The organism is Sphingomonas aerophila (genome assembly GCF_014199305.1).
GTDB lineage: Bacteria > Pseudomonadota > Alphaproteobacteria > Sphingomonadales > Sphingomonadaceae > Sphingomonas > Sphingomonas aerophila.
Genome location: NZ_JACIJK010000007.1, coordinates 135,910 through 153,010, shown reverse-complemented (window position 1 = coordinate 153,010; position 17,101 = coordinate 135,910). Strand labels below are relative to the sequence as shown.

Below are 17,101 nucleotides of genomic sequence, written 5' to 3'. Positions count from 1 at the left end.
CCGTTGCGAAAGGTAGAGTGGTTGGGCATCGGCCCTGCATCGATCCGCCCCATAGGACGCCATTCATGACCTTTCCCATCGATGCCGTGCGTGCGCGCTTCCCCGCCCTGTCGGTGACCGATGGGGGTCAGCCCCGCATCTATTTCGACGCGCCCGGGGGCACCCAGGCGTGCGTCGACGCGATTCAGGCGATGGCCGGACACCTGCTGGGCGGCACTGCCAACGCTGGCGGGCGCTTTGCCACGTCGATCACGACGGACGCGACAACCCGGGCAGCACATGCCGCGATGGCCGACCTGCTGGGCGGGGAACCGGACGAGATCGCGTTCGGGCCCAACATGACCACGCTCACCCTGTCGCTGTCGCGCGCGCTCGCCCGTGACTGGCGCGAGGGGGACGAGGTGGTGCTGACCAGGCTGGACCACGATGCCAATGTCGCGCCCTGGCTGCTGGCGGCCCAGGATCGCGACGTCACGGTGCGCTGGCTGCCGTTCGACGCGGACACCGGACGGCTGTGTCTCGACCAGCTGCCCGGGCTGCTGAACGACCGTACCCGCCTGGTCGCGGTAGGTGGCGCGAGCAATGCGTTGGGCACGCTCAACGACCTGCCCACAATCGTCAGCCTCGTGCGCCAGCATTCCCCGGCGCTGGTGTTTGTTGATGCGGTGCAGTCCGTGCCGCACATCGCGGTTGATGTCCGCGCGATCGGCTGCGATTTCCTCGCCTGTTCGCCCTACAAGTTCTTCGGGCCGCATGCAGGCGTTCTGTGGGGCCGTGCGGAGCGATGGGGGGCGCTGTCCGCCTACAAGGTCCGTCCCGCCGCAACCTGGCCGGCCGCGATACGACTGGAAACGGGCACGCCGTCGTTCGAGGCACAGGCAGGCACGCTGGCAACCATCGAGTATCTGGCCTGGCTGGGCGGGGAGCTTGGCGGCGGCACCTCGCGCCGGGACAGGTTGGTCGCGGCGATGGAAGGCTGCGTCGCTTATGAGCGAGAGTTGGGGGACCGGCTACTCGCCGGCCTGCGCCGGCTGAACAGCGTGCGGCTGTACGGCCCCGACACGGTAGACGGTCGCGTCCCGACCTTCGCCTTTACCGTGGCCGGTCACTCGCCTGGCGATGTGGCCCAGCACCTGGCCGACCGGGGTATCTTTGCCTGGTCTGGGCATTTCTATGCGGTTGAAGCCGTGGCTGCGCTGGGGTTGGAGGAGACGGGTGGCCTCGTCCGGGTCGGCCTGTGCCACTACAACACCGCCGCGGAGGTCGACCGCCTTCTCGAAGCACTGGCCGAGCTAAGCTAAAGCGCGCGCGACCAGTCCCAATATGTCGACCCGCGCGGAAAGGCGCGCGGCCAGCAGCGCTGTGCCGCTGACTTTCCGCTGCACGAACAGGGTTTCGATGGGCGGCACATGCCAGGTGTCGCGATCCGCGAGCATGACACGCGCCTCCTCTCGAACAACCGGGACAAAGGCACGGTCGCCGAAGTCGAACGGCCCCGGCCTGGCAATCGTCGCCTGGACCGCGGCGATGATGCGGTCCACCGAGGGCCGGTGCGCTGCAACCGCCGCCTCGCCCAGGAACCCGGCCCCGATTGCCGCCTCCCGGATCGCGTCCGCGTTGCCCGACAGGCCGGCCTGACCCAGCGCGCGATACGCTGCCACAGTTTCCTTCGGCACCGGTCGCGCCGCGCCAAAGTCGAGCAGGACGAGCCGTCCCGTCTCCGGCTGCCAGCGATAGTTCGCGAAATTGGGATCGGTCTGCATCACGCCGAAGCGGAACAGTTCGGCAAGAACCAGTTCGATCAGCGCCGTCACTGCCTGGTCGCGCGTTTCCTGGGGCGCGTCGGCCAGCGTCTCCACCGCGCGACCCTCGACGAATGTCATCGCCAGCACCCGATCGGTGGTCAATTCGGGCACCAGTTCGGGGACCACATAGCGCGGGTCGCCCGCCAGCCGCTCGGCATAGCGCGTCATCTCGGCACCCTCACGCCGATAGTCCGCCTCCTCGGCCAATTGGCGCTTTGCCTCGGCAAGCAGCGGTTTCAGGTCGAGGCTGCTCGGCAGCAATCCGGATACGCGCAGCAGGGTCGCGACATTGTCGACATCGGCGTCGATGCTTTCCCGCACGCCCGGATACTGCACTTTGACCGCAAGCAAGCGACCATCGGGCAAGGTCGCCCGGTGAACCTGTCCGATCGAAGCGGCCGCGACGGGAGCCGCATCGAAGTAGCGAAAGCGGCGGCGCCAGTCCGCACCCCATTCCTTGCTGAGCACCTGCGCCAATTGGGCTGGCGGCATCCGGTACGCCTGGTTGCGCAACCGGGCGAGCAGCGTCGACAGTTCAGGCGGCAGCAGGTCGCCCGCGTCCATCGAGATCATCTGCCCCATTTTCATCGCCGCGCCGCGCAGGTGCGACAGACGATCCGCGACGCGGGCCGCGTTGCCCGGAGTCAGCAAAAGGTCACCCATGCGCGGCCGCTCGCCCGCAGCCAGCCGCCGCGCCCCCTCAGCGATCATCCCGCCAGCGACGCCCCCGGCCAGGCGACCAAAGCCCCCCAGGCGCGCCAGGCGCCCGCTTGGAACCGCACGGCCCGCCTCTTCGCCGGCCTCCGCGGAAACATCATCATCGTTCATCACCGACATATGCCTGCCGGACGGGCTATGTTCCGCTCAGCCCGCTGGAGGGGGCGCGACGGACTCACGGATGATGAGCTGATGGGCATGCTGGACACGGCGCCGGGGCTCCCTGCCTTCCAGCTGCGCGATCACCATGTCGGCGGCCGCGACAGCCATGTCGAACACCGGCTGACGGATGGTGGTGATCCGCGGCCAGCTGATCCGAGACACTTCCGAATCGTCGAAACCGATGATCGACAGGTCCTCCGGCACGCGCAGCCCAGCCTCCCTCGCGGCGAGCAACGCTCCAACCGCCATGTCGTCATTCTGCGCCAGAATCGCGGTAAAACGCCGGGGGCCGGCCAGCAGTGCTGCCGCAGCCGCATAGCCGGTTTCGTGCGAGAACGCGCCCTGCCCGATCAGGTCCTCGGCCATCTCCACCCCCGCCGCCGCGAACGCCTGCCGGTATCCGGCCAGCCGCATATCAGTGGCCGCATGAGTCGGGTCGCCGAGGATCACCGCGACGTCGCGATGCCCCAGGCCCAGCACATAGGCAGCGATCTCACGCGCGGCAGAGATGTCGTCGATCAGGTTGCTGGGTGCCGCTTCGATGTCCCGCGTGGGCGCAATCCGGGCCGATCGGATGCCGGCCGCGGCCAGATCGGCCAGGATGCGAGGGTCGTCGGACGCAGGGGGCGCCAGCACGACTCCGTCGAGCGCTGCGGAGCGGAGCAGGCCGACCACTTCAGCGGCACGCTCTGACATTGACGCGACCGGGATCACCACCAGCCGATACCGCTCATCCTTCAGCCGGGCGAGCACGCCTTCTTGCAGGTCAACGACATAGGACGGGGACGGCCGTTCATAGACCAGCCCGATGAGATGCGATCGGCGGCTTACCAGCGCACGGGCGAGCATGTTGGGGTGGTAGTTGAGCGCCGCCGCTGCCTCGCGAACGCGCTGCGCGACGCCTTCGCTGACATAACGTTCGCCGTTGAACACGCGCGACACGGTCTTGGCAGACACGCCCGCGGCCCGCCCCACATCGATAATAGTGGCGCGTCCCGGTTCGGCCAGCACCTGCCCTTTCATCCCCCTGCCCGCGCGGACCCCGCATACCCGGGCGATGCGACAGCCCTGGCCGCGTGGTCAGCGACAGCCACGCTTAGAACGGGATAACCCAAGTGTCCAACAAACCATAACTCAGGCGCGATAGGTAGGGAGCCGGTCCAGGTGCAGGTCCAGCGTCATGGGATAATCGCGAACCCGGATGCCCGCCGCGTTATAGACCGCATTGGCGATCGCCGCCCCGACGCCGCAAAGGCCAAGCTCGCCGACACCCTTCGCCTTCAGCGGCGAGGACTTGTCGTCGGGATAGTCGAGAAACACGACTTCCTGATGCGGAATGTCGGCGTGAACCGGAACTTCATATTCGGCCAGGTCGTGGTTGACGAAGAAACCGAAGCGCTTGTCCACCGCCAGATGCTCCATCAACGCCGCACCCGCCCCCATGGTCATCGCGCCGATCACCTGACTGCGCGCCGCCTTGGGATTGAGGATGCGGCCGGCGTCACACACCGCCAGCATGCGCCGCAACCGGACTTCGCCGGTCCAGGCGTCGACGCCCGCCTCAACGAAATGCGCGGCAAAGGTCGATTGCTGGTAGGTCTTGTCCAGGTCGCCATATTCGATGCCGTCCTCCGCCGTGATCGGCCCGGCCTTGACCGCGTCGAGCAACTGAACGGAGCGGCCACCGCCGGTCACCTTTCCCCCTGCGAACTCCGGATTGTCGCCAAGGCCCAGCCGCGCCGCGACCAGCCCGCGCAACTTGACGCAGGCGGCATAGACACCCGCGGCAGAGTTGTTGCCGCCCCATTGCCCGCCCGATCCAGCCGACACGGGAAAGTCGGAATCGCCCAATCGCACAGTAATGGCGTCCAGCGGGAGGCCCAGCATCTCCGCCGCTGTCTGGGCCAGGATGGTGTAGGTGCCGGTGCCGATGTCGGTCATGTCGGTTTCGACCGTGGCGCGGCCATCACGCTCCAACCGCACCCGCGCCGCCGATTTCATCAGCAGGTTGTTACGGAAGCCCGCTGCCACGCCCATGCCGACCAGCCAGCGCCCGTCGCGTACCTGACCAGGCTTCGAGTTGCGGCGGTTCCAGCCGAAACGGTCGGCGCCGGTGCGAAGGCATTCGATCAGGTGCCGCTGCGAGAAGGCGCGGCCGCTTTTCTCCGGATCGACTTGGGTATCGTTGACGATCCTGAGCTCGACCGGATCCATGCCGAGCTTCTCGGCCAGTTCGTCCATCGCGACTTCCAGCGCCATCAGCCCCGGCGCCTCGCCCGGTGCGCGCATCGCGTTGCCTTCTGGCAAATCCAGCACGGCCAGCCGCATCGACGTCAGTCGGTTCGCACCGGCGTAGAGCAGCTTGGTCTGCGACACCGCCGTCTCCGGCCCGCCGCCGGGCAGGTCGCCCGAGAGGCTTTCATGCGCGATCGCGGTCAGCTTGCCGTCCTGCCCCGCGCCCAGTCGAACGCGCTGCATCGTGGCCGGGCGGTGGGTCGTGTTGTTGGGGATCATGGGCCGCGCCAGGGCGAGCTTCACTGGCCGCCCTGCTGCCTTGGCGCCCAGCGCCGCCATGATCGCATCCGCCCGGACGAACAGCTTACCGCCGAAGCCGCCGCCGACATAGGGCGAGTCGAGCCGCACCTTGTCCGCCGGTATGCCCAGCGTGCGTGCGACGTCGCCCTTGCCCCAGGCGATCATCTGGTTGGACGTCCACAGGCGCAGGCTGTCGCCCTCCCACGCGGCGATGGTGGCGTGCGGCTCCATCATCATGTGGCTCTCGTCGGGCGTCGTATAGGTCACGTCGACCTTCACCGGCGCTGCCGCGAACGCTTCCTCGAACTTGCCCGTGCGATCGATGGGTGGCGCGCCCGAGCCTTCGCCGCTGCTGCCGCCGACCAGCGGTGCATCCTTTTGCTCCATCAGGTCGAAACGACCCTTGGTGCGGGCGTAGTCGACCCGGATCATGGTCGCGGCGTCACGCGCTTGTTCGAAGGTCTCGGCGACCACGACGGCGACCGCCTGATGGTAATGGTCGACCTCCGGCCCGGCGAGAAGCTTGGCCGTGTTCATCTTGCCCTTGCCGAGCTTGCCCGCATTTTCATGCGTCACGATCGCAAGGACGCCCGGCGCCCGCAACGCCTCCGCACTGTCGATCCGGTTGATGCGCCCCTTGGCGATCGCGGCGCCCAGGATGACGCCATAGGCCTGGTGCGGCACGACGTCGTGACGCTCATAGGCATAGGGCGCCGTGCCGCTGACCTTCAGCGGGCCATCGATGCGCGATGTCGGGCGACCGACAACTGTCTTGTTGTCGATCGGATTGGTGCCCGCGGGCGTGTCGAACTTCATCAGATCAACCCTTTGCCTGCGCCAGGACGGACGCGAGCGTGCGCTCGGCCAGCGGCAGCTTGAATGCGTTCTCCTCGGTCGGGCGTGCGCCGGCAAAGGCGAGTTGCGCCGCCGCCTTCGCGCCTTGCGGTAGTGCCGCGTCGGCCCCCTCCACCCTCCAGGGCTTGTGCGCCACCCCGCCGAACGCGACGCGGCCCGTGCCGTCGGGACGGATCACCGCCGCGACCGACACCAGCGCAAAGGCATAAGAGGCACGGTCGCGGACCTTTTGGTAGAAATGGCGGCCAGCGATCGGCTTCGGCAATGTCACCGCGGTGATCAGCTCGCCAGGTGCCAGCACATTGTCGATGTGCGGCTTGTCGCCCGGCAATCGATGGAAGTCCGCGATCGGGATCGTTCGCTTGGTGCCGTCGCCGCGCACCGTTTCCACCCCGGCGTCGAGCACACGAAGCGCCACCGCCATGTCACCCGGATATGTGGCGATGCACGCATCGCTGGATCCGATCACCGCCAGGCCACGGCTATAGCCGCCGATGGCCGCGCAGCCCGAACCCGGCTTGCGCTTATTGCACGGCTGGTTGGGGTCGTAGAAATACGGGCAGCGCGTCCGCTGGAGCAGGTTGCCGCCGGTTGTCGCCTTGTTGCGCAACTGGCCGCTCGCCCCGGCGACGATGGCGCGTGTCAGGACACCATAGTCGCGCCTTACGCGCGGATCGGCCGCGGCCGTGGTGTTGGTGACCAGCGCCCCGATGCGCAGGCCGCCGTCAGCACTCTTTTCGATTCTGTCGAGCCCGGTATCCTGGATGTCGACCAGATGCGTCGGCGTCTCGACCTGAAGCTTCATCAGGTCGAGCAGGTTGGTCCCGCCTGCGATGAACTTCGCACCGGGGGTGCCCGCCACGGCTGCCGCGGCCTCTGCCGGTGTCTTGGCGCGGGTGTAGGTGAACGGCTTCATGCGCGGCCCCCGGCGACTTCTTCCATCGCTTCCAGGATGTTGGAATAGGCACCGCAGCGGCAGATGTTGCCGCTCATCCGCTCACGCAGCTCGGCGTTGGTCGCGCGCGGCCTTGCGGTCAGGTCGTCGGTGACATGGCTCGGCACGCCACGCTTTACCTCGTCCAGTACCGCCACGGCCGAGCAGATCTGGCCGGGCGTGCAATAGCCGCACTGATAGCCGTCATGTTCGACAAAGGCCGCCTGCATCGGGTGGAGCTTGCCCGGCTGGCCCAGCCCCTCGATCGTGGTGATGTCGTCGCCTTCGTGCATCACCGCGAGGCTGAGGCAGGAATTGATGCGGGTGCCGTTGACCAGCACCGTGCACGCGCCGCACTGCCCATGATCGCAGCCCTTCTTGCTGCCGGTCAGTTGCAGATGCTCGCGCAAGGTGTCGAGCAGCGTGGTCCGGGTGTCCACCGTCACCTGCCGCTTGCTGCCGTTCACGGTCATGGCGACCGTCATCCGCGGGGGGGCCTGACGTGGATCGTGCGCTGCCTGTGCCTCCACCTCGGTTGCGGGCAGGGCGGTCACGGCCGCCGACGCGACCCCGCCCAGCACCACACCGCGCCGCGACACATCGGAACCGTCGGTTCCAGCCATAGCTTTACTCCCTCGCGCGCCGACCCGGCCCGATATCAATGACAGCCATAAGGCCCCGGGAACGAAGAGGCTACCGTAGATCAGGCGCCGGCTGCACGGACCCCGGCGAGCAACAGGGCATAAAGCCCACCCGCCATTGCCATCGCGATTGGCAATGTTAGGACCCAGGCGAGCGCCATGTTTCGAATGGTACGGGCCTGAAGCCCAGCGCCGTTGGCGACCGAAGCGCCCGCCACGCCCGACGACAGGACATGCGTGGTCGACACGGGCAGTGCGTATCGATCCGCCAGCAGGATGGTCGCGGCGGCCGTCAGCTCTGCCGCGGCGCCCATGCCATAGGTCAGGTGGGTGGTGCCGATCTTCTCCCCCACCGTCACCACGATCCGCCGCCAGCCGACCATGGTGCCAAGGCCCAGCGCCAGCGCCACGGTCACCTTGACCCAGGTCGGGATGAAGCGTGTGCCCTGCTCCAGCTTGCCCGAATAATCCTTGATCGTGGTCATGTCGGCGCTGGTGAAGCGGGCCTTGGCGCCCTTGTCCGTGCCGACCAGCTTTGTGGCGTCGAGCACCAGGTACATATCGTTGCGCAGGTTGGGCGTCGCAGCGGCAGGCACGCGGCTGAGCGCGCCATAGCCGGCAATGCGTCCCGACAGATCCCGAGACAAGGTTCCAAGCGCGCCGTACACAGCGGGTCGGTCGACCTCCCTGGTCTGGAGAGCACCGGTGAGCACCTGTCGCGCAGCATCCGCGCTGGCGGGGGCCGTCCCTGCAGCTTGCCGCTCGAACGCGGCCGTCGATCGCTGAGCCAATTGGACAAAGGCAGGGGTCGCGCTGTCGGGCACTGTTCGGTTCAGCGCATAGGCCGTTGGCGCGCAGCCGATCAGGATCAGCATGATCAGCCCCATGCCCTTTTGCCCGTCATTGCTGCCATGGGCGAAGCTGACCGCGGTGCAGGTAAAGATCAGCAGCGCCCGTATGCCCCTTGGCGGCGGCGCGCCGGCGGCTGGCTCCTGGTACAGCTTTGGCTCGCGAAACAGGCGGCGCATGACGAGCAGCAGGACGAACGCGCCAATGCCGCCGATCACGGGGGCGAGAAGCAGCCCGCGCAGCACCTTGTACGCCTGACCCCAATCGACGCCGGAGGCGGCGCCGCCGCCGGCCAGCAGCTGATTGGCGAGCCCGACACCTAGGATAGAGCCGATCAGCGCGTGGCTGGAGGAATTCGGCAGGCCCACATACCAGGTGGCGAGGTTCCAGATCACGGCCGCCAGCAACAGGGCAAAGATCATGGCGAACCCTGCGCCAGACCCGACGTGCAATATCAGCTCCACCGGCAACAGGGTCACGATCGAGTAGGCGACCGCGCCGGTGGACACCATGACGCCGATGAAGTTCCAAGCGCCCGACCACACCACTGCCAGTGGCGCGGGCATGGCGTGGGTGTAGATCACTGTCGCGACCGCATTGGCGGTATCGTGGAACCCGTTCACGAATTCGAACCCGAGGGCGATCAGCAGCGCGAGCCCCAGGAACAGGAACACACCGGTGGCGAGCTGTTCACCGACTTGCTGGGTGTCGATGGTGATGCTGATGCCGGCATAGGCCAGCCCTGCCACCAGAACGGCCAGGAATACCCAGCGCCCGGCGGGATGGATGGAATGGTCGAGACGCGGACCGGGGCGGGCGCCGAGCGGCAGCCCCGCCGGCGTCATGATGCTGGTGGCCATCGCTGCCGCATGGTCCCGGTCGATGACACCGCCATGTCACTTTCGTGACAATGGCCAGGCTTGCCCCAAGTTACTGGTGGTGATGGTGGCCGTGGTGATGATCGAGCGCGCCAGCGGCGACGGGTCCGTGCCCTTCATCCGACCGGTCAAGTGTCAGGTGCGCGACGCCCGGCAATGCCAGGATCGCCTCGCGATAGGTGTCCTGCCCCGTCGGACTGGCACTGACCGCCACGGCATAACGGCCTGCCGCAATAGGCCAGACATGCAGGTCGTGCAGTTGGTCGCCATGATCGGTGACAATGGCGCGGATACGTTGCGTCGTTTCGGACTCGGGGCTCGCGTCCAGCAGGATCGCGCCCGAACGCCGGATCAGCGACACCGACCAGCGCAGGATCATGACCGCGCCGAGCAGGCCGGTCGCAGGATCGAGCCACGTCCAGCCGAAGCGCCGGCCACATAGCAGAGCCACAATTGCCAGAACGGAGGTCAGCGCATCCGACAAGACGTGGATGAACGCGGCCTCCCGATTATGATCGTGACCATGGTCGTGCGCATGCCCATCGCCATGGTCGTGCGGCTCATCACGCAAAAGCCACGCGCTGAGCAGGTTCACGGCCAAGCCGGCCGTCGCGATCCACAGTGCGGGCGTGAAATCGATCGGGCTGGGCGACGCCAGTCGTTGTACCGACTCGCCCGCAACCAGCATTGCCACCACGGCCAGCATCACCGCATTGGCGAAGGCGCCAAGATCCGCCGCCTTGCCCGCGCCGAAACTGTAGCGAGCGGAATCGCGATTGCGGCGGGCAAAGCGATAGGCAAACACCGCCACCGCCATGGCGACCGTGTGCATGGCCATGTGCCAACCATCGGCAAGCAGGGCCATGGAGCCTGTCCACCACCCGGCCACGATTTCCACGATCATGGTCGTCAATGTCAGCACCAGCACGGCCGTGGTCGCCCGCTCGGACCGGCGATGGTCGCGCGCGGGATTGTGATCGGCGTGGAGCTGGCTGCAGGTCGCGGTATTCATGGGCAACGTCCGACGGTTCTGGGCCCATATGGCGTGTAGCCCCGCCCTTGTCAGCCATCATCCAGTCGTTTCGGTTCCGACACGGACCATATCACTGGGTCGGACGTTCAAGCGATTGCTCCGGCTCCGGGGCAAAGGGGTGCGCGTGACCGATCCGGACAAAACTGCTGGCTATCAGGATGTTCTGACCGGATCGCGTGACGGCCCGCCGGCGGCGGGCGCGGCCAACGTACCCCATTCTGCGGTGCCGGAGCTTCGCAGCTTGCTGGCGGTCGCGGTAGGAGCGCTGGTGGTCGCGGCCTTGTACTTCGGCCAGGATGTCCTGATCCCGATCACGCTCGCGGTGATGCTGTCGTTCGTGCTGTCGCCGGTCGTCAGCATGCTGCAACGGCTTCGCATGCCCCGCGCACCGGCGGTGATCGTGGCGGTGCTCGTCGCGCTGGGGCTGCTTGGCGCGGTGGGAACGCTGATCGGCAGCCAGGCCGCGGCGCTTGCCGACAACGCGCCCCAGTATGCCCGAACCATCGAAACCAAGGTGCAGGGCGTTCAGGCCTTTGCCGTGGGTCGGCTGGCTTCCATCACCCAGGGCCTGGGCGGGCATCGGCCGTCAGGTAGCGCGGCCACCCCTGTCGCGGGGCGTGCAGCCCTGTCCCAGCAGAACCGGGCCGTGCCGGTGCGGCTGGTGGAGGAGCGCACGTCGCCCTTCACCATCGCCAAGACCGTCCTGTCGCCGATACTGGGGCCGCTGGAAACAACGATCCTTGTTCTGATCGTCGCCATTTTCATCCTGATGCAGAAGGAGGACCTGCGCGACCGGATGATCCGGCTGTTCGGGTCAAGCGACCTGCATCGCACCACGCGCGCGATGGACGATGCCGGACAACGGCTCAGCCGATATTTCCTGTCGCAGTTGGCGGTGAACACCTGCTTCGGCCTCGTCATCGGGATCGGCCTGTGGCTGATCGGCGTGCCCTCGCCCGCAATGTGGGGCGTGATGGCCGGGCTGTTGCGTTTCGTGCCTTATATAGGATCGCTGATCGCGGCCGTCGCGCCTGCGGCGCTGGCGGCGGCGGTGGACCCGGGCTGGACCATGACGGTTGAGGTTGTGGCCCTATTCTTCATCGTCGAACCGCTGACCGGCTATGTGGTCGAGCCGCTGCTTTATGGGCACTCGACCGGGCTGTCGCCGGTGTCGGTGATCGTGTCCGCGATCTTCTGGACGTGGCTGTGGGGCCCGATCGGGCTGATCATGTCGACGCCGCTTACCCTTTGCCTGGTGGTGCTGGGCCGGCACGTCAAAAGCCTGGAGTTCTTCGACGTCCTGCTGGGCGACAGGCCGGCGCTGACTCCGGTTGAAACATTCTACCAGCGCGTGCTCGCCAACAATCCGGATGAGGCGCTGGCCCATGCCGAAGCGCTGCTCGCCGACCGGCCGCTGGTCGACTATTATGACGATGTAGCCCTGGCCGGCCTGAAGCTTGCCGTCGAGGATCAGGCGCGCGGCACGATCGACCCTGCCCGGGAAGTCGCGATGACGCGGACGATGCAGCATGTTGTGGCGGAACTGGCCGAACATGCCGACGCGGGCACAGCACCCGTGGTTCCGGCGGGCAAGGTCGCCTGCGTGGCAGGCCATGGTCCGTTTGACGAGGTTGTCACCGCCATGCTCGCGCAGTTGCTCGGCGCGCGCGGCGTGACCGCAACCACCGTGGCGAACGGCCAGACCTCCCGCGAGGAGATTGTCTCGCTCGACTTGTCCGATATCGCTGTGATCGCAGTGTCTTACCTGGAGGTTTCAGGCTCCCCCGCCCAGTTGCGCTACCTCATCAAGCGGCTGCGCGCGAAGGCGCCCTCGGCACGCATCGTGGTTGGGCTGTGGCCGCAAGGCGAGGCTGCGCTCAGCGATGCGGCAATCCAGCACACGATCGGGTCGGACCGGTATGTGGGGTCGCTAAAGGACGCGCTCCAAGCCATTGCCGAGGAGGCGACCCCTCACGCAGCCGTCAAGGCCGCCTGAGCGCTACAAGCTTCGCAGCGCCTGGGCGGGTCTGGCGCGGAGCACCGATACGCCGCTCAACAATCCGATGCCGAGCGTGACCGCGCAGGCGGTCCCAATCACGGCCGTCACGGCCGCCCAATCTGGTGCCCAGGGCTGGTTGAACACGCGCGTCACGACGATCCAGCCAGCGCCTGCCCCGATGACCAGAGCAATAGCGGCGAGCAGGACGGACAGCAGGAGATACTCGATCGTCTGCACCGTCAGCACTTGCCGCGCGCGGGCGCCGAGCAGCTTCAGCACCACCGAATCGTAGCGGCGCGCCCGTGTGGTCGCGGCGACCGCTCCCACCAACACGGCCAACCCCGCCGCCACCGTCGCGGCGGCAGCCGCACGCACCGCGAGCGCCACCTGGGCCAGCACCTGGCCGACCTGCCCGATGATGTCGCCGACCCGCACCAGCGTGACCGACGGCAGCGCCGCCCCGACCTGCCGCGCAATCGCGCCGTCGTCCGTCGGGCGGGCATAGACGCTGGCGAGCAGCGTATGCGGCGCTTCCTCGATATAGCCTGGGGAGAACACGATCGCGAAGTTCAGGCCAAGGCCGCTCCAGTCGATCTTGCGCAGCGCCGCGACGCGTGCCGGCACTTCGACCCCCAGCACTGACACGGTGATCGTGTCGCCGATACGTATGCCAAGCGCGGTTGCGGCGCGGTCCTCGATCGAGACCAGCGGCGGTCCGCGATAGTCCTGCGGCCACCATCGCCCAGCGACCACCTGGTTGCGCGGGGGCACGGTCGCCGACCAGGTCAGCGTGCGATCGCCGCGCAGCACCCAGCTGTCCGACCGGGCCCGAAGCTGGGCAACGGGCACGCCCTTGATCGCGCTGATCGATCCCCGCAGCGAGGGCACCGCCTCGATCCGCGCGTGCCGGTCCACCGCGGCAACGGCGGTGCGGAACGATGGCGCGTCCTCCGGCTGGAGATCGAGGGCTAAGAAGCGGGGCGCCTTGGCGGGCACGGTGCTGGCGAGTTCGGCGGACAGGCTGGTGTTGATCGTCGTCATCGCGACGAACAGCGAGAACCCGAGGCCTAGGGCGACCACCAGCCGGTCCGTCTGCGCGCCCGGCCTGTGCAGGTTGGCGAGAGCAAGGCGCAGCAACGGCGGACGTGGACGCGGCAGCCTGGCGAGCCCGTGGCGCAATAACACGCCCACAAGCCACAACAGCGCGACCAATGCTGCCGCCGCGCCGACGAAGCCCAGCGCGAGGTACGCGTCCGATGCGGTCAGCACCGCTATCCCGACCAGGGCCGCAACCAGCAGGGTCACGACCGCGATCAGCCGCCATGACGGGCGCGCCCCTACCCCAACCGTGTCGCGCAGCAACGTCGCCGCGGGAACCCGCCGCGCCCGCGCCAGCGCCGGAAGCGCGAACAACATTGCCACTGATGCAGCCAGGGCAGCCGCGGTCAGTAATGGTGCGGGATAGATCGCCAGGCGGGGGCTGACGGGCAGGGCCGACCCTGCAACCTGTGCCACCAACACCGGCACGCACGCGCCGACGACCAGCCCCAGCGCAATACCGAGCGCCGCGACCGCCCCGATCTGCCCCAGAAACACCGCCGCGATCAGGGGAGAGCGCGCGCCGAGGACCTTCAAGGTCGCAATCATACGTGTCTTGCCCGCAAGGTAGGCCGACACCCCGCTGCCGACACCCACACCCGCGACCGCCAGGGATGCCAATCCGACAAGAAGCAGGAACTGCCCCAGCTGCGCCAACCCCCGCTTCAATCCTCCCGCCGCGTCGCCTGCGGTGCGCGTCGCCCATCCGGCACCCGGGAAACGGTCAGTCAAGCGGCGCCCGGTCGCGCGGGCGGCAATGCCGGGCCGCAACGCGATCCGGTAATGGCTCTGGTACAGGCTGCCGGGCTGTATCGCGCCGATCAGGTCCAGCCCGGCCGGATCGACCAGCACCGGCGGGCCGAGCGCGAAGCCTGCCCCCAGTCGATCGGGCTCGTCGGCGATCAGGCCGATGATCTGCACGTCCGCGCGCCCGACCCGCAGCCGTTGGCCGACGCGTACACCCAAGCGGTCGGCGAGCGCGGGGGCAACCGCAATCTGCGCTCCCTTCGGCCGTGCCGCCAACGCACCCGGGGTCAGGCGAAACTGGCCTACCAGCGGCCACTTCGCGTCCACCGCGCGCAGGTCGACCAGCACCGGCCCACGCCCTGCATCCGCCATGGCGCGCGTCTGCACCACTTCCGACACGCGGCCGGCCTGCGCGAAGGCAGCGCCTTCCTCCACGCTCGCACGACGCTGCGACACGGTCATTTCCAGATCACCGCCCAGCATCGCCCGTCCGCCCTCGTCCAGTGCGGCAAGGACGCTGGCCGACAAGCTGCCGATGCCGGCGAGCGCTGCACTGCCCAGAAACAGGCACAGCGCCAACAGCCACAGCCCCTGCCCGCCCCGGCGCAGGTCACGCCAGGCAAGCCGCCAGGCGACGCCGATCATGCCGCGCGCCGGTCCGCGACGATCCGACCGTCCGCCAGTTCGACCACGCGCGCGCAACGGCGGGCAAGCGCCGGGTCGTGGGTGATTACCACCATGGTCGCGCCGCTCGCCCGCTGGCGTTCGAACAACAGGTCCATGATCTGCGAACCCGTTGCCGTGTCGAGGTTGCCCGTCGGTTCGTCCGCGAACAGCAACGCCGGCCGCCCGACCAGCGCGCGGGCGATGGCGACACGCTGCTGCTCGCCGCCCGACAGCTGGGCTGGGTAGTGCCCGGTACGCGCGGCCAGACCAACAGCGGCGAGTTCGGCAGCCGCCCTGCTGAACGCATCTGCCTCCCCGGCCAGTTCCAGCGGAACCGCGACATTCTCCAGCGCCGTCATGGTGGGCAGCAGGTGGAAGGCCTGAAGCACGATCCCGATCCGCCCGCGTCGCGCAACGGCCAGCGCATCTTCGTCCAGGGCGGAGAAGTCGAGCCCCGCGACGCTCACCTCGCCCGCGCTCGCCCTCTCCAGCCCGGCGAGGACAGCCATCAATGACGACTTGCCCGATCCCGAGGGCCCCAACAGCGCAACGCTGTCGCCGTCGCCGACGCTGAGGTCGATGCCGCGAAGCACTTCTACCCGCGCAGGGGCACGGCCGAGCGTCAGTTGCACATTGCGCGCGTCGATCACCGCGCTAGGCATCGGGGATGGCATGGTTGTCACGACAGGGGCGGTACGAGCGGCGGCGCGTGCTTGTCCACCTCGCTTTGGGCTTGGCGGGGTTTGCATCGGCAAGCGCTGCGGCGCCGGCCGCAGCACCCGCACAGCCGCTGATCTGGGCATTCGGTGACAGCCTGGCCGCAGGCTATGGCCTGCCGCCAGCCCAGGGCTTCACCGCCCAATTGCAGACAGCGCTGCGGCGGCAGGGGATTGCGGCGACCGTCGCGAATGGCGGGGTGGCAGGGGATACCGCAGCGCAGGGCCGCGCGCGGCTGCGCTGGGGCTTGCGCGGCCTGAAGCGCACGCCTGACCTGGTCATCGTGGAACTTGGCGCCAATGACATGCTGCGTGGCCTGCCAGTGGCGCAGGCCCGCGCGAACCTCGACCAGATACTGACCGAGTTGCAGCGCCGCCGTATCCCTGTGCTGCTGGCCGGGATGCGGTCGGCACCCAATCTCGGCCCCGACTACGCGCGGGCGTTCGATGGCATGTACCCCACGCTGGCCCGGACGCATCGGGTGCCGCTCTACCCGTTCTTCCTCGACGGCGTGGCCGGCCAGCGCTCGCTGATCCAGCGCGACGGGCTCCACCCCAACGCGCAGGGCGTCAGCATCGTCGTTGGGCGGATCCTGCCTTCCGTGCGACAGGCGCTGAGCTAGCGAGCGGCACCCGCGACCGCGAACATCAGTGCCATTCCGGCAAGGCTCGCCAGCGTGGTGCGCAACCGCGGGTCGAGCGCGTGGCTGCGCGGCACCAGCTCGCACGCACCGATATACAGGAAAACGCCTGCGAAGATCGCGAGCATCGGCGCCAGCGCTCCCGCCGGGATCACCACGCCCAGCCCGGCGATCACGCCCAGCAACGGCGCTGCCCCGTTGATCGCCAGCCAGCGCCGCGCATAGGCTTCGGATTGCGCAGCCATGCACAAGCTGACCGTGTTCACGCCATCGGCGATGTCATGGGTCAGCACCGCCAGTGCCACCAGCCACCCCGCCTGATGGTCGATTTGAAAGGCAAGGCCGATGCCCATGCCATCGAGAAAGCTGTGCAGGGTCAGCGTCGCCGGTCCCAGATGCGCGCGCCAGGCGACCGGCAACCGCTCCGTCCGGCTGAGCAGCCGGTCCAGCAGCATGTACAGGCCCAGCCCCGCCCCGACCCAGGCAACCATCGCGCGGGTAGTCCAGCGATCGCCCGCCATCTCCACCGCTTCCGGAATCAGGTCGAATACCGCGACCCCCAGCACGATACCCGCAGTTAGACCGAGCACCAGCACCAACCGCTCGCGCAGCCGCAGCGCCAGCAGGCCGCCAGCCAAGGTGGCCAGCGATGCCGCCACGCCAAACGCGATCGCGAACAGCATCGCCGACGCCGAAGAGCAGACGGCAGCGTTCGTCAAGTTCCCCGTCCTGTTATGCGCGCCTTTGGATTCCTGCGCCAACGGCAATGCGGGTTCCTCCTTGCGCGTTGTGGTATAATGTATCATGTTCAGGCGTATGAAAGGA

General features: G+C 68.0%; 13 protein-coding genes. 3 read left to right on the top strand and 10 right to left on the bottom strand.

Annotated elements, in window-relative coordinates:
* Positions 1 to 65 precede the first annotated feature (65 nt).
* On the top strand, positions 66 to 1,301 hold the full coding sequence (locus FHS94_RS12320) for a cysteine desulfurase-like protein (protein WP_184058261.1): 1,236 nt from the start codon (positions 66 to 68) through the stop codon (positions 1,299 to 1,301).
* On the opposite strand, the gene FHS94_RS12315 is transcribed toward FHS94_RS12320, so the two are convergent.
* The 7 genes from FHS94_RS12315 to dmeF form a co-directional block, all read right to left on the bottom strand.
* Positions 1,293 to 2,633: an ABC1 kinase family protein gene (locus tag FHS94_RS12315; RefSeq protein ID WP_184058259.1), complete on the bottom strand. Its 1,341-nt coding sequence runs from the start codon at positions 2,631 to 2,633 to the stop codon at positions 1,293 to 1,295. The genes FHS94_RS12320 and FHS94_RS12315 overlap by 9 nt on opposite strands.
* 36 nt (positions 2,634 to 2,669) lie before the next feature.
* Positions 2,670 to 3,707, bottom strand: a complete 1,038-nt coding sequence (locus tag FHS94_RS12310; protein ID WP_184058257.1) for a LacI family DNA-binding transcriptional regulator — start codon at positions 3,705 to 3,707, stop codon at positions 2,670 to 2,672.
* 111 nt (positions 3,708 to 3,818) lie between these two features.
* The gene (paoC, locus tag FHS94_RS12305) at positions 3,819 to 6,035 is read right to left on the bottom strand and encodes an aldehyde oxidoreductase molybdenum-binding subunit PaoC (protein WP_184058254.1); all 2,217 of its coding nucleotides are present in this window, start codon (positions 6,033 to 6,035) and stop codon (positions 3,819 to 3,821) included.
* A 4-nt stretch (positions 6,036 to 6,039) separates the two neighbouring features.
* Positions 6,040 to 6,990, bottom strand: a complete 951-nt coding sequence (locus FHS94_RS12300; RefSeq protein ID WP_184058252.1) for an FAD binding domain-containing protein — start codon at positions 6,988 to 6,990, stop codon at positions 6,040 to 6,042.
* The gene (gene paoA / locus FHS94_RS12295; RefSeq protein WP_184058250.1) at positions 6,987 to 7,631 is read right to left on the bottom strand and encodes an aldehyde dehydrogenase iron-sulfur subunit PaoA; all 645 of its coding nucleotides are present in this window, start codon (positions 7,629 to 7,631) and stop codon (positions 6,987 to 6,989) included. Before paoA ends, FHS94_RS12300 begins: the two co-directional genes overlap by 4 nt.
* A gap of 80 nt (positions 7,632 to 7,711) precedes the next feature.
* The gene (locus FHS94_RS12290) at positions 7,712 to 9,358 is read right to left on the bottom strand and encodes an inorganic phosphate transporter (RefSeq protein WP_184058248.1); all 1,647 of its coding nucleotides are present in this window, start codon (positions 9,356 to 9,358) and stop codon (positions 7,712 to 7,714) included.
* Positions 9,359 to 9,428: 70 nt separating this feature from the next.
* Positions 9,429 to 10,388 carry a CDF family Co(II)/Ni(II) efflux transporter DmeF gene (gene dmeF, locus FHS94_RS12285; RefSeq protein WP_184058246.1) on the bottom strand — a complete coding sequence of 320 codons (960 nt, stop codon included), beginning with the start codon at positions 10,386 to 10,388 and terminating at the stop codon, positions 9,429 to 9,431.
* Between the two features lie 145 nt (positions 10,389 to 10,533).
* On the opposite strand from dmeF, the gene FHS94_RS12280 reads away from it, so the two are divergent.
* Positions 10,534 to 12,405: an AI-2E family transporter gene (locus FHS94_RS12280; RefSeq protein ID WP_221234745.1), complete on the top strand. Its 1,872-nt coding sequence runs from the start codon at positions 10,534 to 10,536 to the stop codon at positions 12,403 to 12,405.
* Positions 12,406 to 12,408: 3 nt separating this feature from the next.
* On the opposite strand, the gene FHS94_RS12275 is transcribed toward FHS94_RS12280, so the two are convergent.
* Both FHS94_RS12275 and FHS94_RS12270 read right to left on the bottom strand, forming a co-directional pair.
* Positions 12,409 to 14,898 (bottom strand): ABC transporter permease, encoded by a 2,490-nt coding sequence (locus FHS94_RS12275; RefSeq protein WP_221234744.1) that lies wholly within the window; start codon positions 14,896 to 14,898, stop codon positions 12,409 to 12,411.
* Entirely contained in the window at positions 14,895 to 15,581 is a 687-nt protein-coding gene (locus FHS94_RS12270) for an ABC transporter ATP-binding protein (protein WP_184058244.1), read from the bottom strand. Before FHS94_RS12270 ends, FHS94_RS12275 begins: the two co-directional genes overlap by 4 nt.
* 5 nt (positions 15,582 to 15,586) lie before the next feature.
* Here FHS94_RS12270 and FHS94_RS12265 point away from each other — a divergent pair, with 5 nt between their 5' ends.
* Positions 15,587 to 16,258, top strand: a complete 672-nt coding sequence (locus tag FHS94_RS12265; protein ID WP_184058242.1) for an arylesterase — start codon at positions 15,587 to 15,589, stop codon at positions 16,256 to 16,258.
* Here FHS94_RS12265 and FHS94_RS12260 read toward each other — a convergent pair.
* Positions 16,255 to 16,995, bottom strand: a complete 741-nt coding sequence (locus FHS94_RS12260; RefSeq protein ID WP_184058240.1) for a ZIP family metal transporter — start codon at positions 16,993 to 16,995, stop codon at positions 16,255 to 16,257. The two genes, FHS94_RS12265 and FHS94_RS12260, sit on opposite strands and share 4 nt — an antisense overlap.
* Between the last annotated feature and the right edge of the window lie 106 nt (positions 16,996 to 17,101).